Origin of the sequence: Cupriavidus sp. SK-3, from assembly GCF_000611145.1 — a bacterium.
Taxonomy (GTDB): Bacteria; Pseudomonadota; Gammaproteobacteria; order Burkholderiales; family Burkholderiaceae; genus Cupriavidus.
The window spans coordinates 541-22,864 of the sequence record NZ_JFJV02000154.1 but is presented as its reverse complement, the minus strand read 5'-3'; the positions used below and the strand labels follow the sequence as shown (position 1 = coordinate 22,864).

20 protein-coding genes and 1 tRNA gene are annotated in these 22,324 nt (G+C 66.0%); 17 read left to right on the top strand and 4 right to left on the bottom strand.

The window, feature by feature from the left end; all coding sequences use genetic code 11:
- Positions 1–253: 253 nt before the first annotated feature.
- Positions 254–1,060: a GTP cyclohydrolase FolE2 gene (folE2, locus tag CF70_RS15800; RefSeq protein ID WP_035866417.1), complete on the top strand. Its 807-nt coding sequence runs from the start codon at positions 254–256 to the stop codon at positions 1,058–1,060.
- A 73-nt stretch (positions 1,061–1,133) separates the two neighbouring features.
- Here the strand turns inward: folE2 and tsaD are convergent, their stop codons facing one another.
- On the bottom strand, positions 1,134–2,165 hold the full coding sequence (gene tsaD / locus CF70_RS15795) for a tRNA (adenosine(37)-N6)-threonylcarbamoyltransferase complex transferase subunit TsaD (protein ID WP_035866414.1): 1,032 nt from the start codon (positions 2,163–2,165) through the stop codon (positions 1,134–1,136).
- 174 nt (positions 2,166–2,339) lie between these two features.
- Between tsaD and CF70_RS15790 the strand changes: the two genes are divergently transcribed.
- The 4 genes from CF70_RS15790 (at position 2,340) to dnaG (ending at position 6,558) form a co-directional block, all read left to right on the top strand.
- Entirely contained in the window at positions 2,340–3,614 is a 1,275-nt protein-coding gene (locus CF70_RS15790) for an NAD(P)/FAD-dependent oxidoreductase (RefSeq protein ID WP_035866411.1), read from the top strand.
- A gap of 100 nt (positions 3,615–3,714) precedes the next feature.
- Positions 3,715–3,927 carry a 30S ribosomal protein S21 gene (rpsU, locus tag CF70_RS15785; protein WP_035866409.1) on the top strand — a complete coding sequence of 71 codons (213 nt, stop codon included), beginning with the start codon at positions 3,715–3,717 and terminating at the stop codon, positions 3,925–3,927.
- Positions 3,928–4,060: 133 nt separating this feature from the next.
- Positions 4,061–4,510 (top strand): GatB/YqeY domain-containing protein, encoded by a 450-nt coding sequence (locus CF70_RS15780; protein WP_035866406.1) that lies wholly within the window; start codon positions 4,061–4,063, stop codon positions 4,508–4,510.
- A 233-nt stretch (positions 4,511–4,743) separates the two neighbouring features.
- Positions 4,744–6,558, top strand: a complete 1,815-nt coding sequence (gene dnaG / locus CF70_RS15775) for a DNA primase (protein WP_035866403.1) — start codon at positions 4,744–4,746, stop codon at positions 6,556–6,558.
- Between the two features lie 82 nt (positions 6,559–6,640).
- Here dnaG and CF70_RS36060 read toward each other — a convergent pair whose 3' ends face one another.
- Positions 6,641–7,006 (bottom strand): hypothetical protein, encoded by a 366-nt coding sequence (locus CF70_RS36060; protein WP_035866400.1) that lies wholly within the window; start codon positions 7,004–7,006, stop codon positions 6,641–6,643.
- Between CF70_RS36060 and rpoD the strand changes: the two genes are divergently transcribed.
- Positions 6,954–9,299, top strand: coding sequence for an RNA polymerase sigma factor RpoD (gene rpoD, locus CF70_RS15765; protein ID WP_235185068.1), 2,346 nt, complete (start codon positions 6,954–6,956; stop codon positions 9,297–9,299). The two genes, CF70_RS36060 and rpoD, sit on opposite strands and share 53 nt — an antisense overlap.
- A 27-nt stretch (positions 9,300–9,326) precedes the next feature.
- Positions 9,327–9,405: transfer RNA gene (locus tag CF70_RS15760), tRNA-Ile, on the top strand.
- Between the two features lie 92 nt (positions 9,406–9,497).
- Here CF70_RS15760 and CF70_RS15755 read toward each other — a convergent pair.
- Together CF70_RS15755 and CF70_RS36055 are read right to left on the bottom strand one after the other, a co-directional pair.
- Positions 9,498–9,965: a membrane protein gene (locus tag CF70_RS15755; protein ID WP_035866392.1), complete on the bottom strand. Its 468-nt coding sequence runs from the start codon at positions 9,963–9,965 to the stop codon at positions 9,498–9,500.
- Positions 9,966–10,008: 43 nt separating this feature from the next.
- Positions 10,009–10,371: a hypothetical protein gene (locus CF70_RS36055; protein WP_152561829.1), complete on the bottom strand. Its 363-nt coding sequence runs from the start codon at positions 10,369–10,371 to the stop codon at positions 10,009–10,011.
- A 312-nt stretch (positions 10,372–10,683) separates the two neighbouring features.
- On the opposite strand from CF70_RS36055, the gene CF70_RS15745 reads away from it, so the two are divergent.
- The 10 genes from CF70_RS15745 to CF70_RS15695 all read left to right on the top strand — a co-directional run bounded on the left by CF70_RS15745 (position 10,684) and on the right by CF70_RS15695 (position 22,294).
- Complete coding sequence (locus CF70_RS15745; protein ID WP_035866389.1) at positions 10,684–12,327, top strand: ShlB/FhaC/HecB family hemolysin secretion/activation protein; 1,644 nt, start codon at positions 10,684–10,686, stop codon at positions 12,325–12,327.
- Positions 12,328–12,384: 57 nt separating this feature from the next.
- Positions 12,385–14,157: a DUF2341 domain-containing protein gene (locus CF70_RS15740; RefSeq protein WP_035866386.1), complete on the top strand. Its 1,773-nt coding sequence runs from the start codon at positions 12,385–12,387 to the stop codon at positions 14,155–14,157.
- A gap of 15 nt (positions 14,158–14,172) precedes the next feature.
- Positions 14,173–14,583 carry an ExbD/TolR family protein gene (locus CF70_RS15735; protein WP_035866382.1) on the top strand — a complete coding sequence of 137 codons (411 nt, stop codon included), beginning with the start codon at positions 14,173–14,175 and terminating at the stop codon, positions 14,581–14,583.
- Between the two features lie 10 nt (positions 14,584–14,593).
- Positions 14,594–15,298, top strand: coding sequence for an energy transducer TonB family protein (locus CF70_RS15730; protein ID WP_235185067.1), 705 nt, complete (start codon positions 14,594–14,596; stop codon positions 15,296–15,298).
- 62 nt (positions 15,299–15,360) lie between these two features.
- On the top strand, positions 15,361–17,184 hold the full coding sequence (locus CF70_RS15725; protein ID WP_081862199.1) for a putative porin: 1,824 nt from the start codon (positions 15,361–15,363) through the stop codon (positions 17,182–17,184).
- A 948-nt stretch (positions 17,185–18,132) separates the two neighbouring features.
- Positions 18,133–19,077: a peptidylprolyl isomerase gene (locus CF70_RS15715; protein ID WP_235185066.1), complete on the top strand. Its 945-nt coding sequence runs from the start codon at positions 18,133–18,135 to the stop codon at positions 19,075–19,077.
- A gap of 73 nt (positions 19,078–19,150) precedes the next feature.
- Positions 19,151–19,687, top strand: coding sequence for a YbjN domain-containing protein (locus CF70_RS15710; RefSeq protein ID WP_051648533.1), 537 nt, complete (start codon positions 19,151–19,153; stop codon positions 19,685–19,687).
- 169 nt (positions 19,688–19,856) lie between these two features.
- Positions 19,857–20,660: a TonB family protein gene (locus CF70_RS15705; RefSeq protein WP_152561828.1), complete on the top strand. Its 804-nt coding sequence runs from the start codon at positions 19,857–19,859 to the stop codon at positions 20,658–20,660.
- A 3-nt stretch (positions 20,661–20,663) separates the two neighbouring features.
- The gene (locus tag CF70_RS15700) at positions 20,664–21,176 is read left to right on the top strand and encodes an RNA polymerase sigma factor (protein WP_035866377.1); all 513 of its coding nucleotides are present in this window, start codon (positions 20,664–20,666) and stop codon (positions 21,174–21,176) included.
- Positions 21,177–21,301: 125 nt separating this feature from the next.
- Positions 21,302–22,294, top strand: coding sequence for a FecR family protein (locus CF70_RS15695; RefSeq protein WP_035866373.1), 993 nt, complete (start codon positions 21,302–21,304; stop codon positions 22,292–22,294).
- Positions 22,295–22,324: the final 30 nt, after the last annotated feature.

Sequence of the window (22,324 nt, the reverse complement as noted above, 5' to 3'; positions counted from 1 at the left end):
GCCCGCCGCAGTCGGGCGCGCCTGCAATCTTCGCGTTTCGTCATCGTACGACTGTCGTTCTGCCGCTATCACCGCATGGTTCGTGCGGGTATCGCCCGTTCATGGGCAGCACCAGGCAATTTCCCTTAGAATCGCAAGTTCTGTGTTCGCAGCTGCGGGAAGGCATCCCATGTCCTCGCCCGCGGTTTCACACTCGTTGCGCGGCAAGGTTGACTGCGAAAAATGCCGCGACCGTAGAGGAAACCTGACCAATATGAATGACATCAATCCCGCCTTCGTGATGCCCGACGTGCAGTCGAGCCTCGATACCCGCCAGATCCCGATCCAGCGGGTGGGCGTGAAGGGCGTGCGTTATCCCCTGTCGCTGAAGACACCTGCCGGCGTGCTGGCCACGGTAGGCACCTTCAACCTCGACGTGCACCTGCCTGCCGACCAGAAAGGCACGCATATGTCGCGTTTCGTCGCCTTGCTCGAGGAAGAACGCGAGCCGCTCGAACTGGCGACCTTCCGTTCGCTGCTGGACAAGATGCTGGTCAAGCTGGAGGCCGAGGCCGGGCGCATCGAAGTCACCTTCCCCTATTTCATCAACAAGATCGCGCCGGTGTCGGGCGTGCAATCGTTGATGGACTATGAAGTCACGCTGATCGGTGAAGTGCGCGGCGGTGCCACCAAGGTCTTCCTGAAGGCCCTGGTGCCGGTCACCAGCCTGTGCCCGTGCTCGAAGAAGATTTCGCAGTACGGCGCGCACAACCAGCGCTCGCATATCACCATGAATGTCGAGCTGGCGGGCGACCTGCCCGTGGAGGCGCTGGTGCGCATGGCCGAGGAAGAAGCCTCGTGCGAGTTGTGGGGCCTGCTCAAGCGTCCGGACGAGAAGTTCGTCACCGAGCGCGCTTACGAGAATCCCAAGTTCGTCGAGGACCTGGTGCGCGACATCGCCATGCGCCTGAATGCGGACGATCGCATCGTGGCGTATGTGCTGGAGGCCGAGAATTTCGAGTCCATCCACAACCACAGCGCTTATGCCGTGATCGAGCGCGACAAGCGCACGGTGCGCTAAGCCGGCGCTTCAGCCAACAAGAAAGAAAAAGCCACCGCGAAGGTGGCTTTTTTGTTGACTTTGCGGCGGAAGACTAGCGTGCCGGCAGGCGAATATCCGACAGTTCCCAGCGCGGCGTCACGCCATAGCCGTAGCTGTGCTGCGCCAGTTCGGGCGCGGCCTGCAGCCGCATCGCGCCGGCAAAGGCGATCATGGCCCCGTTGTCGGTACAGAAGGCCAGGTCCGGATAGTAGACCTGGATCTTCTTCTGCGCGCCCAGCTGGTCCAGGCGCTCGCGCAGCTGCCGGTTGGCGCCCACGCCGCCGGCCACCACCAGCCGGCGATGCCCGGTCTGCTTGAGCGCGGCCATGGACTTGGCCGCCAGCACGTCGACGATGGCGTCGACAAAGGAGCGCGCCAGGTTGGCCCGGTCCTGCTCGCAAACGTTGCCCAGCTTGCGGGTTTGCGTCAGCACCGCCGTCTTGAGGCCTGCAAAGGAGAAATCGAGATTGCCCGAATGCAGCATCGGGCGGGGCAGGGCATACGCGCCGGGCGTGCCGAACTCGGCCAGCCGCGATACTTCGGGGCCGCCAGGGTAGCTCAGGCCCAGCAGCTTGGCGGTCTTGTCGAAGGCCTCGCCGGCGGCATCGTCCAGCGTTTCGCCCAGCAAGGCGTAGTCGCCGATGCCGCGCACTTCCATCAACTGCGTGTGCCCGCCGGAAACCAGCAGGGCCACGAAAGGGAACGGCGGCGGATCGCGCGTCAGCAGCGGCGACAGCAGGTGGCCCTCGAGATGGTGCACGCCCAGCATCGGCACGTTCAGGGCAAAGCCCAGGGCGTTGGCCACCGACGCGCCCACCAGCAATGCGCCGGCCAGGCCGGGCCCCTGCGTGAAGGCGATCGCATCGATGTCCCTGCGGGTGCGGCCGGCTTCGTCGAGTATCTGCTGCAGCAGTGGCAGCACGCGGCGGATGTGGTCGCGGGAGGCGAGTTCAGGCACGACGCCGCCGTAGTCGCGATGCATGGCGATCTGCGAATGCAGGGCGTGGGCGAGCAGCCCGGCCTCGGTGTCATAAAGGGCGAGGCCGGTTTCGTCGCAGGAAGATTCGATGCCAAGGACAAGCATGGGGGAAGCCAAGGCCGGTACCAGAGGAAGCCGGCAAATCAAGGGGTTGGCGCGGGCGGCGGACCATCGGGCCGGCAGCCTGGCGTGAGGCCAGCAGGGTAGCACAGCGGCGATTGCCCTGCTTTTCGCTACAATCGCCGCTTCTTCAGCGGGCATTGAGTAGGCAAGAAAAACATGGGCAGCAAGCAGACCGCACAGACCGGCCACGCTGGCGCGCGCGCAGGGCGCTTCGATGTGGCAGTGCTCGGCGCCGGGGCCGCCGGCATGATGTGCGCCGCCGTGGCGGGCCAGGGCGGTGCCAGCGTGGTGCTGATCGACCATGCCACGAAGCTGGCAGAGAAAATCCGCATTTCGGGCGGCGGGCGCTGCAATTTCACCAACCTGCAGGCCGGGCCGGCCAACTACCTGTCTGGTAATCCGCACTTCTGCCGTTCGGCACTGGCGCGCTATACACCACAGGACTTCCTCGACCTGATGCGGCGCCATGAGATCGACTGGCACGAGAAGCACCGCGGCCAGCTCTTCTGCAACGATAGCGCCGAGCAGGTGATCGAGATGCTGCGCGCCGAATGCGGCGCCGGCGGCGTGCACTGGCGCACCGGCTGCAGCGTGGACGAGGTCAGGCGCGAAGGCGACGATTTCCTGCTGATGACGGCGAATGGGCCAATCCGCGCCGGTGCGCTGGTGGTGGCCACCGGAGGACTTTCCATTCCCAAGATCGGCGCCACCGACCTGGGCTACCGCATCGCCCGCCAGTTCGGCCTGGGCGTGGTCGAGACGCGTCCGGCGCTGGTGCCGCTCACCTTCGACGGACAGGGCTGGGCGCCATTCGCGCCGCTGGCCGGCGTATCGATGGAGGTCGATATCGCTACGGGCGGTGGCAAGACGGCCGGCGCTTTCCGTGAGGACTTGCTGTGGACCCATCGCGGTTTGTCCGGTCCTGCCGTGCTGCAGATTTCCAGCTTCTGGCGGCCGGGCACGCCCATCGCCATCGACCTGTTCGACGGCAACGACGCAAGTGAGTGGCTGCTTGCGCAAAAGGGCAGCAGCCGCAAGCACCTGGCCAACCTGCTGGCCGAACGCCTGCCGGCCCGCCTGGCCGATGCCTGGTGCGCTGCTGCCGGCCTGAACGGCGCGCAGCCCCTGCATGATATGCCGGACAAGGCACTGCGCCGGCTCGGGGCCGCGCTGAACAGCTGGGAGTTGATCCCGGCGGGGACCGAGGGCTATCGCAAGGCCGAGGTCACGCTCGGCGGGGTGGATACCCGGGCTCTGTCATCGGCCACCATGATGGCCCGGACGGTGCCCAACCTGTACTTCATCGGCGAGGTGGTCGATGTGACCGGCTGGCTGGGTGGCTACAACTTCCAGTGGGCCTGGGCATCGGGCGTGGCTGCCGGCCAGGCCGTTGCGGAAAACGCACGCGCCGCGACGGCGGGAGTGGCCTAGGCAGCACGGCGGAAAATTTGCGCCGCGCGGGCTTGACAGTGTGTGTGCTACACTTGTAGCTTTCGTAAAACCGCCAACAGCTGCTACATATTTCAGCAAGATGACCACGATCCACCTCAAAGAAAACGAGCCGTTTGAAGTCGCCATGCGTCGTTTCAAGCGCACCATCGAAAAGAACGGCTTGATTACTGAATTGCGGGCACGTGAGTTTTACGAAAAGCCGACGGCCGAGCGCAAGCGCAAGAAGGCCGCCGCCGAGAAGCGCCACTACAAGCGCATCCGCAGCCAGATGCTGCCGAAGAAGCTGTACTGAACGCACCCTTCGCTTCTGCATCAAAACCCGCTGTGGGCAAGGCTCCGGCGGGTTTTTGCATTGGCGGTCCGACGGCCGGCGCGTTTCGCCCGGCCGGCAATGTCCCCGCCCACACTTTCCTGGAAAAATTGCCATGTCCCTCAAAGCCCGTATCACTGATGACATGAAGGCCGCCATGCGGGCCCGCGAAACCGATCGCCTCGGCACCATCCGGCTGCTGCTGGCGGCCATCAAGCAAAAGGAAGTGGACGAGCGCATCGAACTCGACGACACCGCCGTGCTGGCCGTGATCGAAAAGCTGGTCAAGCAGCGCAAGGACTCCCTCTCGCAGTTCACGCAAGCTGGCCGCACCGACCTGGCGGACAAGGAAAGCGCTGAAATCGAGGTGCTCAAGGTCTATATGCCCGCCGCGCTGTCGGAGGCCGAAATCGCCGCGGAAGTACAGGCCGCAGTCGCGGAGAGCGGCGCCGCCGGTCCGCAGGACATGGGCAAGGTCATGGCGGTGCTCAAGGCCAGGCTGGCCGGCCGCGCCGACATGACTGCCGTGTCGGGGCTGGTCAAGGCTGCCCTGACGGCGCGCTGAGCGCGCTCTGGCAGCCGCTGGATCGGGGCCAGTCGCAGCCGATCCGGCTTTCCGCCGGAAGTGCGGCTTAAAACGCTTCTGATCCGACACCCCTCGCCGGCCCTGGCTGCAATCCGTTGCGTCTGCACTACAATGTAGTGTTGTAGGGCCGGAAAGCGCAGTGCCGGTCACGCATTCACAATATTGCCGCCGCCCGCTGCAACGGGCGGTTTGGCCAGAGGACGACAAGCCGGGTGATTCCGCAATCCTTCATTCAGGACCTGCTCAACCGTGTCGACATAGTCGATGTGGTGGGCAAGTACGTGCAGTTGAAGAAGGGCGGCGCCAACTTCATGGGCCTTTGCCCCTTCCACAACGAGAAGTCGCCGTCCTTTACCGTCTCGCCGACCAAGCAGTTCTATCACTGCTTCGGGTGCGGCGCGCATGGCTCGGCCATCGGCTTCCTGATGGAGTACTCCGGGCAGTCCTACCCCGACGCGGTGCGCGAACTGGCGCAATCGGTCGGCCTGTCCGTGCCCGAGGACCGCGACCGGCTGCCGCCGGCGCAGCGCGCCGAACAGCAGGCGCGCTCGCTCGCGCTCACCGAAGCCATGACGCGCGCCACCGAGTTCTACCGGCGGCAACTGCGCAGCGCGCCCCAGGCGATCCAGTACCTCAAGGGCCGCGGCCTGACCGGCGAGATCGCGGCGCAATTCGGGCTGGGCTATGCGCCTGACGACTGGCAGGGGCTGGAATCGGTGTTCGGCAGCTATCGCGACGACGCCATCGCCGGCCCGCTGGTGGAAGCCGGCCTGATGATCGAAAGCGCCGAGAAGCGCGACGCCGACGGCAAGCCGCGCCGCTACGACCGCTTCCGCGACCGCATCATGTTTCCCATCCGCAATGCCAAGGGCCAGGTGATCGGCTTCGGCGGCCGGGTAATGGGGCAGGGTGAGCCGAAGTACCTGAACTCGCCGGAAACCCCGCTGTTCAGCAAGGGTACCGAGCTATATGGCTTATTCGAGGCACGCCATGCGATCCGGGAAACTGGCTACGTTCTGGTGGTCGAAGGCTATATGGACGTGGTGGCACTGGCCCAGCTGGGCTTTGCCAACGCCGTGGCCACGCTGGGCACGGCCTGCACCCCTGTGCACGTGCAAAAGCTGTTGCGGCAGACCGACGCCGTGGTGTTCTCGTTCGACGGCGACGCCGCCGGGCGGCGCGCGGCGCGCCGGGCGCTGGAGGCATGCCTGCCCTATGTGGCGGATAACAAGACCATCCGCTTCCTGTTCCTGCCGGCCGAGCACGATCCGGACAGCTATGTGCGGGAGCAGGGTACCGATGCCTTCGCCGCCCAGGTGCGCGACGCCATGCCGCTGTCGCGCTTCCTGTTACAGGTGGTGACGGAAGGCCAGGAACTGCGCCAGCCGGAAGGCCGCGCCCGCGCCCAGTACGAGGCCAAGCCGTTGCTGCAAGCCATGCCCAGCGGCGGCCTGCGCCTGCAGATCGTGCGCGAACTGGCCGATGCCACCGGCACCACGCCTGCCGAGATCGAGGCGGTCTGCGGGCTGGCCAGCGACCCGGCGCGGGTCGGCCGCTTTGCCCAGCCGCGGCCGCGCACCAAGCGTCAGGCGCCCACGGGGCTGGAACAGCGCGTGCTGCAATTGCTGATGTGCTATCCGCAGCTCTCCGGCCGGCTCGACGCCGATAGCCGCGCGCTACTGCTGGAGGATGAACAAGCCGATGCCGAGGTGCTGTCGCACCTGGTGTCCGCGTGCGACGAGTTACAGGGTGAAGTGAATTTCGCGGCCTTTAGCGAGCATCTGGCGCAGTCGCCGTATGCCGAGGTCTACGCCAATGTGCGTGCGGCGGTACTGCGCGAAGAGATCGACGAGGAGCCGGCGGAGCAGGAATTCGACGCGGCCATCGCCAAGCTGCTGGCGGGGCCGTTACAGCGGGAACTCGCCAGCCTGCAGCAGTCGGTGGTGATGGGTACGGCGGACGAGGCTGGCAAGAGCCGGATGCGATGGCTGGTCAGCGAGATCAACCGCCGGCGCCAGTTAGGTTGACCGTCCGGTAGGTCGGTCAAGGCTTGTGGTGACAAATAGGTGAAGGTTTAGCTTGACCTTGTTGAGCTTAAGCCTTGATTTATCAGGTGAAATCCTCACCTGTTGGGAAGCCGGCTAATTGCGACGTGCTACAATAGCCGGTTTGGATAGCGAAATCTTTCTCTCCCGTTCTGGTGAAAGTGAGCGTGCCAATGGCAAAGGCCAAAGCAACCGAAAAGGTTTCCACTAATGCTCCCCAATCAGGGAGCGGCAAGGCGTCCGCGAAGACATCGGCGGCTGCGAAGACAGCCGCGTCAGTCAAGACGCCAGCCCAGCCTGTGCCAGCTAAGACTGCTCGAAGCGCCAAGGCGCCCGCAGCGTCCACCACCACCGGGACTCGCATATCCGAGAACTTGATGCCCTCGACTTCGGCACGCGAGAGCGGCGATAGCGCCAATACAAGCGGCAAGAACGCCGCGTCTGTACCTGTGAAAGGCAAGAGTATTACCGTGGCGAAACAGCAGAATACCGAAGTCGAGAGCAAGCGAACGGCAGCGGCCAGCGCCAAGACGGGAGACGCCAAGTCAGGCGCGCCCGCGTCCGAGGACACGCCGGTTGCCACAACTTCCGCCCCCGTTGCATCCGAGCGTCCCGCCGCTCCGGCAGTCAAGCCGGAGCCGAAGAAGCGTGGCCGCAAGCCCAAGGCCGGATCGCAGCACGACGACAGCACTACAGACGACGTGACTGAAGAGCTTTACGAAGACGAGATCCCCGCCGCAGCGCCCGCGGCCGCCCCCAAGTCCGAAAAGCAGAAGGCTCGCGACCGCAAGGCCAAGGAAAAGGCCCTGCTCAAGGAGTTCGCCTCGACCCAGCAGGGCACCGAGGAAGAACTGGAGGTGCGCCGCCAGAAGCTCAAGGCGCTGATCAAGCTGGGCAAGTCACGCGGTTACCTGACGTACGCGGAGATCAACGATCACCTGCCGGACGACATGGTCGATTCGGAAACGATCGACACCCTGGTCGCCACGCTGAACGACATCGGCATCGCCGTCTACGAGCAGGCGCCGGACGCGGAAACGCTGCTGCTCAACGACAATGCCCCGTCCGCCACCAGCGAGGAAGAAGCCGAGGAAGAAGCTGAGGCTGCGCTTTCCACGGTGGACTCCGAGTTCGGCCGCACCACCGATCCCGTGCGCATGTACATGCGCGAGATGGGCACGGTGGAGCTGCTCACGCGCGAAGGCGAAATCGAAATCGCCAAGCGCATCGAAGCCGGCCTGAAAGATATGGTGATGGCGATCTCGGCGTGCCCGGTCACGATCTCCGAGATCCTGGCCCTGGCCGAACGCGTTGCCAGCGACGAGATCAAGATCGACGAGTTCGTCGATGGCCTGATCGACCCCAACGCCGAGGACGTTCCCGTGGCGCCGCCGGCGCCTGTTGCCGCGCCAGTGGCCGAGGAAGACGACGAGGAGTCGGACGATGAAGAGTCCGACGAAGACGAGGACGACGATGCCGGTGGCCTGGCTGCCTCCGCGCGCCAGCTTGAAGAACTGAAGCAGGGCGCTCTCGAAAAATTCCGCGTCATCGCCGAGCAGTTCGACAAGATGCGCCGCTCGTTCGAGAAGGAGGGCTACAAGTCCAAGGCCTACGTCAAGGCCCAGGAAGCCATCCAGAACGAACTGATGACCATCCGCTTCACCGCGCGCAACGTCGAACGCCTGTGCGACACGCTGCGCGGCCAGGTGGATGAAGTGCGCAAGCTTGAGCGCTCCATCCTGAAGATCGTGGTGGACAAGTGCGGCATGCCGCGCGCCGACTTCGTCGCCCGCTTCCCGGGTAACGAAACCAACCTCGAGTGGATCGACACGATCATCGCCGACAGCAAGCCATACAGCGTCACCGTCGAGCGTAATGTGCCGGCCGTGCGTGAACTGCAGCAAAAGCTGATCGACCTGCAGTTGCGCGTGGTGCTGCCGCTGAAGGAGCTCAAGGACGTCAACCGCAAGATGAGCGAGGGCGAGAAGCGCGCCCGCGAAGCCAAGCGCGAGATGACCGAGGCCAACCTGCGCCTGGTGATCTCGATCGCCAAGAAATACACCAATCGCGGCCTGCAGTTCCTCGATCTGATCCAGGAAGGCAACATCGGGCTGATGAAGGCGGTGGACAAGTTCGAATACCGCCGCGGCTACAAGTTCTCGACCTACGCCACGTGGTGGATCCGCCAGGCCATCACCCGTTCGATCGCCGATCAGGCGCGCACCATCCGTATCCCGGTGCACATGATCGAAACGATCAACAAGATGAACCGCATCTCGCGCCAGATCCTGCAGGAAACCGGCAACGAACCGGATCCGGCAACGCTGGCCGAGAAGATGGAGATGCCGGAAGACAAGATCCGCAAGATCATGAAGATCGCGAAGGAACCGATCTCCATGGAAACGCCGATCGGCGACGACGACGACTCCCATCTGGGCGACTTCATCGAAGACACCAACACGCTGGCCCCGGCCGAAGCAGCGCTGCACGGCTCCATGCGCGACGTCGTCAAGGACGTGCTGGACTCGCTTACGCCGCGCGAAGCCAAGGTGCTGCGCATGCGTTTCGGCATCGAAATGAGCACCGATCACACGCTGGAAGAAGTCGGCAAGCAGTTCGACGTCACTCGCGAACGGATCCGCCAGATAGAAGCCAAGGCACTGCGAAAGCTGCGCCATCCGAGCCGCTCTGATAAGCTTAAGAGTTTCCTCGAAGGTAGTTGATCGGTATCATGCCGGTCTGACTTTCCTGGGCCTCTAGCTCATGCCTGGTTAGAGCAGCGGACTCATAATCCGTTGGTGCCGTGTTCGACTCACGGGAGGCCCACCATTATTGAGAAAAGCCCCGCAGGTTTCTGCGGGGCTTTTTCTTTTCTGCGATGGCCTCGGCGCGTGCTCCGCCGATCCTTGCCATGCGCGCATTCAAAGCTTCTGCACGGCAGCCAGGTCGAATATCTTCACCCAGCGCAACGCCTCCTTCCGATTCGCCATCGGAATATTCCACCCGCCTTGCGCATTGTGTTCCAGGCGCAATGCAATCTTCCATTCGCCGCCGTTCTCCAGCGCGCTGGCGCCCGCGATATCCGCAAAAATAAACTTCGTCTGCTGGCCGTCGACGTCCAGTGCGCCACGTTTGCGCTCAGGGTCCACACGGACCTTTCCCCACGATCCCTCCAGCGACAGGATGCGTTCCCCTTTGACCGTCACGCCGTGGATCGCGCGATAGCGGCGCACCAGGCTTGCGACGAATGCAGCAAGCAGTGCCGCGCAGAACGCGACGGCAGCGGTACCGGCGAGCCAGCCAAAGGCGGCGGCTACCGTTGCATAGAGACGGACCGCGCCGTAGATGAGGGCACCGATCAATGCCAGGCCGGCGATGATGAAGGGCACGTCTTTTCCTTTAAAAAAAATGGGAATGAATTAACCGGCCCGCCTATGGCGCCGGATTGGATGGCCGCTGCGGCGTGACCGATGTACCGAAGGTGTTGCCCATGCGGTGGCTTGTCGCCGAATAGTTGAACAGCCCCAGCGCATTGGAGGGACGTTCCACGATGGCTTCGGACGCCAGCTTCCGCTCAGAGGGCGGCTGGCCCGGGGCGGGCTTGGGAATCAGCTTTTGCGTCAGGCAGGCAAACGACGGGGCCCGCATGCCATCGACTTCGACCTCGACACAACTCGCCGAGGCACCCCCCATCGGTGGGGGCGCCTCCGAAGCGAGCAGGGAACCGGCCGTCCCAAGGCTACCCACGGTCATTGTCGCAACTGCCAGCCACTTGCCCATTTCGTGCTCCGTCATTGTTGCTCGCCAAAAACGGCATTGGCGATATGCCTGAAGTGTAGCGCCGCCTTTCACACCGCGCGGCACGTAATTTCCCATCCACGAACAGCTGCCTTTAAAGCGCATCGCCAACGCCCGCCTGCGCACATGAAGCTTTCGTGACAAACGACAGTCGATGCGCGGGCCGTTCGTCTAACCATTCGTACGCGGCGCTGAGTTGATGACCGCTCATCATGGCCTCGCGGATGCGATCGCATGCGACTTGCCTCTGGTGGGGGCGCCGGCGCAAGGGAACGACGGCAATTGTTTCGCAAGGAATTGAGTAAACACATGCAAGACAAGAACAAGAACGATGCGTCCGGGCGCTGGAGGGCGGTGTGTCTCGCGGTACTGGGACTAGGGGCGCAGGGAACAGCCATGGCGCAGGCTACGGCCGATGCAGCGGCGGAGGCGCCGGCACCGGCCGTACAGCCCGAAGCGGAACGCCGCGTCGATATCAATGAGTACATCGTGCGTGGGAACACGGTGCTGGACGCACGCTCGATCGAGCGCGCGGTGACGCCTTACCTCGGCCCCAAACGCACCATGAAGGATATCGAGGGCGCGCGCGATGCCTTGCTCGCGGCCTACCAGGCCAAGGGTTTCCAGTCGGTGTACGTGGACCTGCCCGAGCAGCAGGCTGTCGGCGGCGTGGTCTTCCTGCAGGTGAGCGAGACCAAGGTCGGGCGCGTGCGCGTGGTTGGCGCGCAATACAACTCGCCGGTGGAGGTGCGTGAGCAGGTGCCCGCGCTGGCGGAGGGCGCGGTGCCGGATTTCAACCAGGCGCAGACGGAGCTGACCGCGCTGAACCGCGGCGCGAACCGGCAGGTGATGCCGCTGGTCCGGCAGGGCACGCTGCCCGGGACGATGGACGTGGATCTCAAGGTCGAGGACAGCAGCCCGTGGCGGGCGAGCGTCGGCCTGAACAACGACTACAGCGCGGACACGAAACAGCTGCGGGCCACGGCTTCGCTTGGTCACGACAATCTCTGGCAACTGGGCCACAGCGCATCGGTCAGCTTCTTTGGCGCGCCGCAGGACCTGAACCAGACGCAGGTGTGGTCAGGCTCTTATGTGGCGCCGCTGCGAGGGACCAACTGGGGCGTCGAGGCGTCTGGCTACAAGTCGGACAGCAATGTCGCGACGACGGGCGGCACGAACGTACTGGGCAAGGGCTATGCGGTCGGCGTGAAGGCGACCTACACCGTGCCGAACACCGGCGCGTGGTGGCACGCGTTCAGCGCGGGCGTGGACTTCAAGGACAACGAGGAGGTCACGCGCCTGGGCAGCAGCGGCGAGACCGTGCCGCTCAAGTACGCGCCGATCACCCTGGGCTATTCGGGCTTCGGGCAGACAGAACGCGGCAGCTTTGGCCTGAACCTGTCGCTGGTCGCGGGCACGCGCAGTTTCCTCGGCTATGGCAGTTCGGCGCAGCAATTCGACAACAAGCGCTACAAGGCTTCGCCGAGCTTCATTGTGCTCAAGGGCGATACCAATGGCACCTACACCTTCGCGGGGAACGCGCAACTGGGCTGGCGCCTGGCTGCCCAGATCACGGATTCCCCGCTGGTGTCGAACGAGCAGATCGCCGCCGGCGGCATGAATTCCGTGCGCGGCTACCTGTCGGCCGAAGCCACGGGCGACTACGGCGTGGTCGGTTCCGTCGAGATGCGCACGCCGCCGCTCGCGTTCTTTACCTCCGTGGTCGAGAACTGGCGTGCCTATTTGTTCGCCGATGCCGGCCAGGTGCGCTTGCGCGATCCGTTGGCCGAGCAGAAGAGCAATTTCTCGCTCGCCTCGGTGGGTGTGGGCACCACCTTCCGCCTCGGCCAGAAAGTCACCGGGCGCCTGGACCTGGGCTATCCGCTGAAGGCCGGGCCACGCACGGAGCGCGGCGACCCGAGGGTGAATTTCAGCGTGACCGCGAGCTACTGACCTTCGCTCCAGCCTCCTTTACATCCATTCCTTACGAGCTAACCGAGAACCATTGTCATGCGACGCATCCTTTTGCTCGTGCTCACGCTGCTGAGCACACTACTGCCTGACCTGGCCCATGCCTGGTGGCAGCCCGACTGGGCTTACCGCAAGCCGGTCACGATCGATGCCGGCCCCAAGGGCGGGGCGATCGGCGGCGACGCGGGCCGTACTCCGGTGCTGCTGCGCCTGCATACCGGCAACTTCAGTTTCGAAGGCGTGAGCGAGACCGGCGCCGACCTGCGCTTCGTCGCGGCGGACGACAAGACGGTGCTCAACCACCAGATCGAACAGTTCGATCCGCTGCTGGGCATCGCGCTGGTCTGGGTCGATGTGCCGGCGGTATCGGCGGGCGGCCCGCAGCAGTTGTGGATGTACTACGGCAATGCCAAGGCGCCGGCATCGGGCAATGGCCAGCGGACTTTCGACCCGGACTACACCCTCGTCTATCACTTTGCCGAGGGCAGCGTGCCGGCGCGCGATACCACGGCTTATGGCAACCATAGCCAGACCGCCGTGGTGAGCATCGATGGCACGGTCATCGGCAAGGGCGCGCAGCTCGGCGCCGCGCCGCTGGTGCTGCCGTCGTCTCCTTCGCTGGCGCTGGCCGCCGGCGCGCAGTTCGGTTTTTCCGCATGGGTACGCCCCGAGAAGCTTGGGCCGCTGCAAGTCATCTACGCCCGCCGCGACGGCGCGGGCGAGCTCGTCATCGGCATCGACCAGGGCGTGCCCTTTGTGCAGGTCAACGGCCAGCGCAGCAATCCTGGCCAGCCCGTGCAGGCCGGACAGTGGTCGCACCTGGCGGTCAAGTCGGATGGCAAGAGCGTGGCCCTCTATGTCGGCGGACGCCCCGCCGCGTCGCTGGCGGCCAGCCTGCCGGCCTTGAACACGCCGGCCTCGCTGGGTGCCGACACGGCTGCCGGCTCCGCACTGGCCCCTTTCACCGGCGCCATCGATGAAGTGCGCCTGTCCAAGATCGCTCGCCCGGATGCGCTGATCCTGGCGGACGCCGTATCGCAGGGCGCCGAGTCGAGGCTTGCCGTATTCGGCGCCGACGAGCAGCAGGCCGGCAAGAGCCACTTCGGCTTCATCCTGGCGGCCATGCCGCTCGACGCGTGGATTGTGGTGGGCCTGCTCGGCATCATGATGGCGCTGTCGTGGGCCATCATGATCAGCAAGGGCCGCAGCTTCGGCGCGAACTCGCGCGCCAATGCCGCGTTCATGGTGCACTTCCGCCAGGCGTCCGGCGCGCCGCTGGACCAACTGGCCAAGAGCAACCGGATCCCCGAGGACGTCAAGGCGGATTCGTCGCTGTGGCGCCTGTATGAAATGGCGGTCGAGGAAATGCACCGCCGCCATCAGATGGGCTACGACCTCAATGCGGTTTCCGATGCCACCATCAGCGCGATCCGCGCGGCGATGGACGGCGTGATGGTGCGCGAGAGCGAACGCATGGCGGCCCGCATGAACTGGCTGTCGACCACCATCGAGGGCGCGCCGTACGTCGGCCTGTTCGGCACGGTGATCGGGATCATGCTGGTATTCGTCGTGGCGGCCATGGCCGGCGCGGTGGATATCAACTCGGTGGCGCCGGGCATGGCCGCGGCCTTGCTGTGTACCGCCGCCGGCCTGGGCGTCGCGATTCCCGCGCTGTTCGGCTACAACTGGCTGGCCTCGCGCTCGGATTCGATCGGCGCCGACATGGCGGTGTTCGTGGATGAGTTCGCCACGCGCCTGGCCGAAGAGCAGGGCGAGGGACGTCGCGTCCCCGCTGCCCTGCACCGGGCTTAAGGGGAGCGCGCGGCCATGGCATACGCAGCCAAGTTCGGCACCAAGAAGCGCTCGAGCGGCATCAACATCACGCCCTTCGTCGATGTGCTGCTGGTGGTGCTGGTGATTTTTATCCTGACCAGCAATGCCAGCATCCCGGGCATCAAGGTGGACCTGCCCAAGGCTAGTTCGTCGGTCGCGCTGGAGAAGCCCAAGACCAAGGCCATCACGATCGACAACGCGGGCCAGGTGTTCCTCGATGCCTATCCGGTGACGTTGCCGGAACTGGAGGAGCGCCTGCGCACGGAGAAGGCCCTGACGCCGGATTTCCCCGTGATCGTGCGTGGCGATGCCGCCGTGCAGTACGCGAAGGTCGTGGAGGTGCTGGATCTGCTCAGGCGGATCGACCTGAACCAGATCGGCCTCGTCACCGGCAAGCCGGCGTGAGGAGAGTCGGGTGAAACATCGCGATCCAACTCCTCCCCCCCGGCAGCGCGCGGCCGCCCTGTGGCGCCGCTGGGGCGGGCTGCTCATCGGCGCGCTGGTGATCGTCGGGCTGGCTGTGCTGGTCTGGCGCCTGCTGTCCGATACGGCCAGCACCAGGCGCGAGGTGGCCGCCACGCCGATGCTGGTGCTGCCACCGCCGCCGCCTCCGCCGCCCGAACCCGAGAAGCTGCCCGAACCGGAGCCGGAGAAGATCAAGCCGGAAGTGGTCGAGCCCAAGCCGGCGGACCCGCAGGAAGCGCCGAAGGACGACGCGCCGCCAAGCCCGTCGAAGGACCTCGGCGACCCGGTCACGATCGACGGCGCGGCGCAAGCCGGCACGGACGCTTTCGGCATCCAGGCCGGGAGCGGCGGCGGCATGACCGGCGGCGGTGGCGGACTCGGCAGCCGGTCCTATGCGAGCTATGTCTCGAATGCCTTGCAGCAGGCGTTCGCGCGCGACCAGCGTACCCGGCAACTGGCGTTCGAGGATATCCGCATCGATCTGTGGCTGGACGCCGACGGCAAGGCGACGCGCGCGCAACTGGTGCGCGGCACCGGCAACGCGCAGACCGACGAAGCCGTGCTGGCCATGGTGCGCGATTTCCGGGCCGACGAGCGGCCGCCGGCTTCGCTGCGCTTTCCGATGCGTATGTCGATCAAGGGGCGCCGGCCGTGACGATGCCCGAGGCACGTCGCCGCCTGTCCCACCTATCCCATCCCATTCTCTTGAACCAACCGATGAACCATCCAGCAATCCCCCAGCGACATCCGGGCCGTGGTGCAGCGTGGCAGACGCACGAAACAAAGGGCCGCTCCTCACACCAGGCGGCGCCCATCCGCAAGACGCAGGTCCTGGCCGCGGCCATGGCGATCGCATTGCTGACGGCAAGCGGCGCGGGCCACGCGCAAGCCGCGGCGCCCGGCGATACCTCCATGGTCAGGCTGATCCGCAGCCTGATCCAGAGCGGCGCGCTGAACAAGGACGCCGGCGAGGCGCTGCTGGCCCAGGCCCAGACCGAGGCGATCGCTGCCCAGCAGGCGCAGCGCGTGGCGTCGGTGGCGCCGGCCGCTGCCGCCGGCGGCATGCGCGTGGAACCGGGCGATGTGCGTGTGCCCTATATCTCGGACACGGTCCGCGACCAGATCCGCGACGAGGTCAAGGGGCAGGTCATGGCCCAGGCGCAGGCCGAGGGCTGGGCGGCTCCGAACGAGACGCCGGAGTGGACCAAGCGCATCCGCATCGAAGGCGATGTGCGCGTGCGCGACGAATCGCGCTTCTTCTCCAGCAACAACACCGATAGTGCCATCGACTGGTCGGCGATCAACCAGGGCCCGGGCTTCGACGTCAACCCGAACACCAATCTCTCGCTGCCGCCGCTGCTCAACACGCGCCAGAACCGCGTGAGCCTGCTGCGCGCCCGTGCGAGGTTCGGCGTCTACGCCGATATTTCCGAGAGCACCCAGGCGGGCATCCGCATCGCGACCGGCAATGACGACAGCCCCGTGTCCACCAACCAGACGCTTGGCGGCGGTCTTGCCAAGAAGAACGTGTGGCTCGACCAGGGCTGGCTGTCATACCGGCCGGCGGAGTGGGTCAACCTGACCGCTGGCCGCTTCGCCAACCCGTTCGTGTCGTCCGACCTGCTGTTCTCGAATGACCTGAATTTCGACGGCCTGGCGGCGCAGTTCGACAAGGCGCTGCCCAACCGGGACGTGGCGCTGTTCGGCACCCTCGGCCTGGTTCCGCTCGAATACTCCTCGGACAACTTCCCGAGCCGCAGCCAGAACAAGGCGAGCAGCGAGAAGAAGTGGCTGCTGGGCGCGCAGATCGGCGCCAGCTGGAAGGTCAACAACGACAACCGCCTGCGCGGAGCGCTGGCGTATTACGACTTCCGCAACGTCAGCGGCGAAGTGTCCCAGCCTTGCGCCCTGTACGCGGGCGCCGACGGCTGCAGCACGGACTGGGCGCGCCCGGCCTTCATGCAGAAGGGCAACACGCTGATGCTGTTGCGCAATATCGCGCTCAATCCGCTGGATCCGGCCGGCACGCCGCAGCCCCAGTACGTGGGCCTGGCTTCCAAGTTCCAGTTGCTCGACCTGAACTTCCGCTGGGAAACCAAGGTGGCGGGCAGCCTCGGCCTGCGCATGGATGCGAACTATGTCCGCAACCTGGCGTACGACGAGAATGGCATGTTCACGCGCGCCAACGGCGGCATCGTCAACAACTTCGGCGGCAGCGGCGGCACCAATCGCGCGGACTTCAAGAGCGGCGGCAACGCCTATATGTTCCAGGCTACGCTGGGCAAGCCCGTTACCGTTGCCCGGGGCGACTGGAACCTGCTGCTTGGCTACAAGCGCATCGAGCCGGATTCAATGCCGGACGGCTACAACGATTCGACGTTCCACCTGGGCGGCACCAATGCGCGCGGCTATTACGTGGGCGGCTCGTACGCCGTCGACAAGAACACCTGGTTCACCGGCCGCTGGACATCGACCAAGGAAGTCTATGGCCCGCCGCTGGCAATCGATATCTTGCAGGTCGAGATCAACACGCGCTTCTAGGAGGGATACCGTGTCATCCACATCATGCCTCCGAGGCGCCTGGCGTCCGCTGGCGCTATGCGCCAGCCTCCTGATGGCGGGGGCAACCGCCCACGCCCAGCAGGCCCAGACCATGGAAGAGCGCTTGCGTGCGCAGTTGCGCATCACGACCACGCAATTGCAGCAGGCGCAGAACGAACTGGCCGCGCTCAAGGCCGGCGCGCCGCAGGGCGGTGGCGGTGCCGCGTCCGCCACGGATTCCGAGGCGCTCAGGAAAGACCTGGAACGCACCCGCGCACAGCTCGCGGCCGAGCGCCAGGAGCGCGAAAGGCTGAGCGACAGGAACCAGCAAGGAAAGCAGCAGGCGCAAGCCGTCGCGGAGAAGGCGAGCGCGCAGGTCGCCCAGTACCGCAACGCCTACGACGAGCTGCTGAAGCTGGCGCGCGCGGCGGAGGCCGAGCGCCAGCGGCTGACCGTCGAGGCCACGGCGCGGAACACGGCGATAGCCCGGTGCGAGGCCAAGAACGCGCAGTTGTACGCCGTCGGGCAGGAGATCCTGCATGCGTATGAGACGGTCGATATCGGCGCGGTGATGATCGCTCGCCAGCCCTTTGCGGCGCAGAGCCGGGTCAAGTTCGAGCAGATCGCGCAGGAGTATGGCGACAAGCTCTACGAAGGGCGCTTCTCGGCCGCCGGGGAGGCTNNNGGGGCTCGGGCCGCGCCGGCGGCGAGCGCCTCGACCGATGCCAGGGCGGCGACAGGCGCGCCGGAGGCTGCGCGCCCGTGACCCGCGAATCCAGCGGCAGCCCGTGCATCGCGGTGGCGCCGAGCTTGCTGTTGCTGGGGCGCGAGTGTTTTGTCATGTTGCTGCGCTGTAATGAGGAACGCACGGCTGTGCGTGGGCCGGGCGGCGCCGCCGGGTCCCGTGTCTGCGCGCCCGCGCATCCGGAGGAAAGGGTACCTACACAGATGAATCGATTGAAATTGCATGTCCAGGCCGTGCTGCCTCCGGTGCGTACGGCCATCGGCATCCTGCTGGCTTCCTGGCTGAGCGCGGCACCCGTGCAGGCGGCGGAATCCGCCGCCTCCCCTGTCGTGGCACGCCTCGGCACGATCACGGTCGGCCAGGACGATGTGGCTCGCTTGCTGCAGGGCTTGCCCGACGCGGACCGTGCCGCCGCCAGGAGCAACCGCGCGGGCATCGAGAACTGGCTGCGCCAGCGGCTGGCCAGCGAAGCGCTGCTGCGCGAGGCGCAGGCCAAGGGATGGGCGGACCAGCCGGAGATGAAGGCGCGCGTGGACGCCGCCGTGCGCGAGATCTCCGCGCGGATCGTATCCACCACCTACCTGGAGTCGGTCACGCAGGTGCCGCCCGGCTATCCGTCCGAGGCCGAGGTCAAGGCGGCTTACGAAGAGGGCAAGGCGAACTTCCAGGTGCCAGCGACGTATCGCGTCGCGCAGATTTTCCTGGCAACCAAAGCCGGCGATGCGGCTGCCAGCGCCAGGGTTCGCGACGAAGCGCGCAAGCTGGCCGGGCAGGCACGCCAGGGCGATTTCGCCGCCCTGGCCAGGCGCCATTCGCAGGATGCCCGCGGCGCGGAGCGCGGCGGCGAAGTCGGCACGCTGCCGCTGGCCCAGATGCTGCCGGAAGTGCGCGATGTCGTCGCCAGGCTCAAGGCCGGACAGGTCAGCGATCCGGTGCAATCGGACGCGGGCTTTCATGTAGTGAAGCTGCTGGATTCGCAGCCCGCCCGTACCGCCGCGCTGGACGAGATCAAGTCCCAGCTGGTGGCGGCGATGCGCCAGCAGCGCCAGCAGCAGCTTGTGCAGGCCTATCTTGCCAGGCTCACGGAAGCGGGCCCGTTGAGCATCGATACGGCCGCGCTGGACGCGGTGCTGCAGAAAGTGAACTGAAGCGACGGGTCGGGGCGCACGTCGCCCCGGCCAGCCACCTATCCTCCTTCCCATTCCAGTTTCAGGAAATACCATGAACGCAAATACCAATCAGGTTGAAGCCGGAGAAGACACCAAGCCCGCCCTGCTGATGGCGGCCACCTCCGACCAGGTCGCGGACGCCATCAAGGCCGCCGGCTGCGCCGTGACGGCCATTGAGCAGGACGGCGTGCCGCGCCTGCACAGTGCCAGCCACGGGGTCGGCTTCCAGGTCCTGTGGGGCAATTCGGTAACGCCGGGCGAGTACCTGGACTTCACGCTGAGCTGCCCGCTGCGGGTGCAAGGCGGTGCCCTGCCAGAGGGCGTGCTTGGCGACTGGCATCGCGCAAAGCGCTTCGCACGCGTCGCGCAGCATGGCGAATTCCTGGTCCTGGAAATGGACGTGGTGATCTCCGGCGGCGTGGGCCCCGACTATCTCACCGTGGCGATGCAGCTGTGGATGCAGATGATGGGGCAGTTCTTCCTGCATCTGCGCAACTTCCAGCCCGCCGTGTCCGACGCGCCGGCAGACGGGCAAGCGCTGGGCACCGGCGCCGCCGTGCCGGCGGAAGAGGAAACCGCCTCCGCGTGACGTTGCGCGCGATGGTGATCTGACGTACGGCCTGCCGTCAGCCGGGGCGGGCCGGTGCATCTCCAATGTTTCACCCAGCAGGCCTTTTTTGTAACGAGGCCGTCACGTCCTGGTGCCACGATGGCGATTTCAACATGGTGCCTGTGACTTGCCGACGCGACTTGCTCCCTTGCCACAACACTTGCAGCGCCGCTGCGGGCGCGGCGCCGTGCGCGCCGGGGCAGGGCGCCCGCGCCGCGCGGCGCGGGCCCGGCGCGGACTCGCGCTCTGGATGCTGATGTGCGGGCTGGCGGCACAAGCGTGTGCGGCCGATGGCGCCAGCGCGCTGCCTCTGGACGGCTTGGCTCCCGTGCCCGTTTCGCCAGGGACAAGCGGGCTGCGCTACGCGTTCGACATACCGGCGCAGCCGCTGGCCGCCGCGTTGAAACGCTACGCCACCCAGACCCGGCAGCCGACGCTGTTTCGCAGTGAGATCGTGGCCGGCCAGACCTCTTCGGCCGTGCTTGGCCTCTACGCGCCCGACGAAGCCTTGCGCATGCTGCTGCACGGTACGGGGCTGGTGGCCGAGCGGGTCGATGGCGCCCCGGCCGGCGCTTACGTCTTGAAGGCACTCGACGCGCAGGCAGCCACGCCACGCGCCAGCCTGGAGAGCCTCGCCGGCGATGCCGCTTATCCCGGCCTGGTCCAGGCGCGGGTCTGGGATGCGCTGTGCCGCAACGCCCTTACCGCGCCGGGTGCATACCGCTCCCTGTTGCGCTTCCAGCTGGACGCGGCGGGCCGCGTGCAGCGCGTTCGCCTGCTCGGCTCGAGCGGGGACGGGCAGCGCGATGCCGCGTTGCTGGAGACCCTGAGGCGCGTGCGCGTGGAGCGCGCGCCGCCGCCGGACATGCCCCAGCCCGTGACCCTGCTCATCCTGCCGCGCGATTCCGGTACGAAGGACGAGGCGCAACCCTGCGTCAGGCAGACGCCCTGAACCATGACAGAAGACGCACGCCCCGTCCTGGCGCACTACCTGAACAAGCACTACGCCAGCCTCAAGCGGCGCGTGACGCGGCTGCTGGGCAATGGCGACCTTGCCGGCGACGCCTTGCAGGACACCTGGCTGCGCGTGAATAGCAAGGAGGATGCGGGCCCGATCCTGAGTCCGGGTGGCTATCTGGTCCGCATGGCCGTCAACATCGCGGTGGATATCCAGCGCCGCCAGGGCAAGTCATTGCCGTTCGACGAAGTCAGCGCGCTGATGGACTTGTCCGACCCGGCGCCCGGTCCGGCGCAGACGGCCGAGGCGCGCTCCGACCTGAAAGCGCTGGTCGCGCTGCTCGATCGCATGCCCAAGCGCCGGCGCGAGGTGGTCGTGCTGGTGCACTGGGAGGGCCTGACGCAGAAGGAAGCGGCGCAACGCCTGGGGGTTTCGCTGCGCACGGTCGAGTACGAACTGCAGCATGCCCACCAGTACCTGAATGCCGGGATGAGCAATGAGAGAAAATAATTGCGGGTTCCGGGTGGTCCCGTTCGTCTTGGCGGGTGAATGCAAAAAGCAGACAAGGCACCCGCGTCGTAACCTGGCATGCGCGCGCGTTGGCGAGCCCGCATGCCCCATTTTGATGTGACACGATGAAGACACCCGTTGACGAGCGCACCGCCCCGGCTGACGAACTGCAAGAGCAGGCGTGGGTCTGGCTGCGCCTGCTCAACTCGGGCGACGTCAAGCCTTGGGACGCCGAGGGCTTCCAGCGCTGGCTGCGCACCAGCGCGGCGCACAAGGCCGCCTTCAATGAGGCCAGGCAGCGCTGGACGCTGCTCAAGCCGGCTGCTGGCGAGTTGCTGCGCCAGAACCCCGGGGCCGCCGAGTTTCATGTACGCACGCTGAGCGGTCCGTCGCCGGGGCGCCGCGCCTTTTTAGGCGCGGCGGTTGGTGCCGCCGCCGTAGCCGGAGCCGCGGTGCTCCATCCTCCCGCGGGGCTCTGGCCTTCGCCCGGCGAATGGGGGGCCGACTACCGCACCGCCACCGGCGAGCAGCGGGCCGTCACGCTGGCCGGCCGCGTCAATGTCACGCTGAACACGCAGACCAGTGTGCGCCGCCACAGTGCGGGTGGCATGACGACGGGGATCGACCTGCTCGCTGGCGAGGCGGCCATCGACCTGCCGCCCGGCGGCAGACCGTTCAGCGTGATTGCGGGAGCCGGGCGCAGTGTGGCTGAAGCGGGGCGCTTCGAGGTCCGGCACCTGGCGGACAAGGTCTGCGTGACGTGTATCGAGGGGGCGGTGAGGGTGGAGCATCCGGCCGGCAACCGGGTGCTGCAGGCACGCCAGCAGACGGTCTATGACGATGTTGCCGCCGGCGGCGTTGCGCGGATCGAACCGGCTAGCGTTTCGGCATGGCGGAACGGTGAACTGGTGTTTAGCCAGGCGCGGCTGATCGATGTGCTTGACGAGATCAATCGCTATCGGCGCGGGCGTGTGGTGCTGATGAATGCGGCTGTGCGTGACAAGCCTGTGAGTGGGAGTTTTTTTATCGCGTCGCTGGATGTTGCGCTGGCTCAGTTGCAGCATATTTTTGATTTGCGGGTTAGGTTGTTGCCTGGTGGGTTGGTTGTTTTGAGTTGAGGGTTGGGTGGGGGTTTTGTCTGGGTGTTT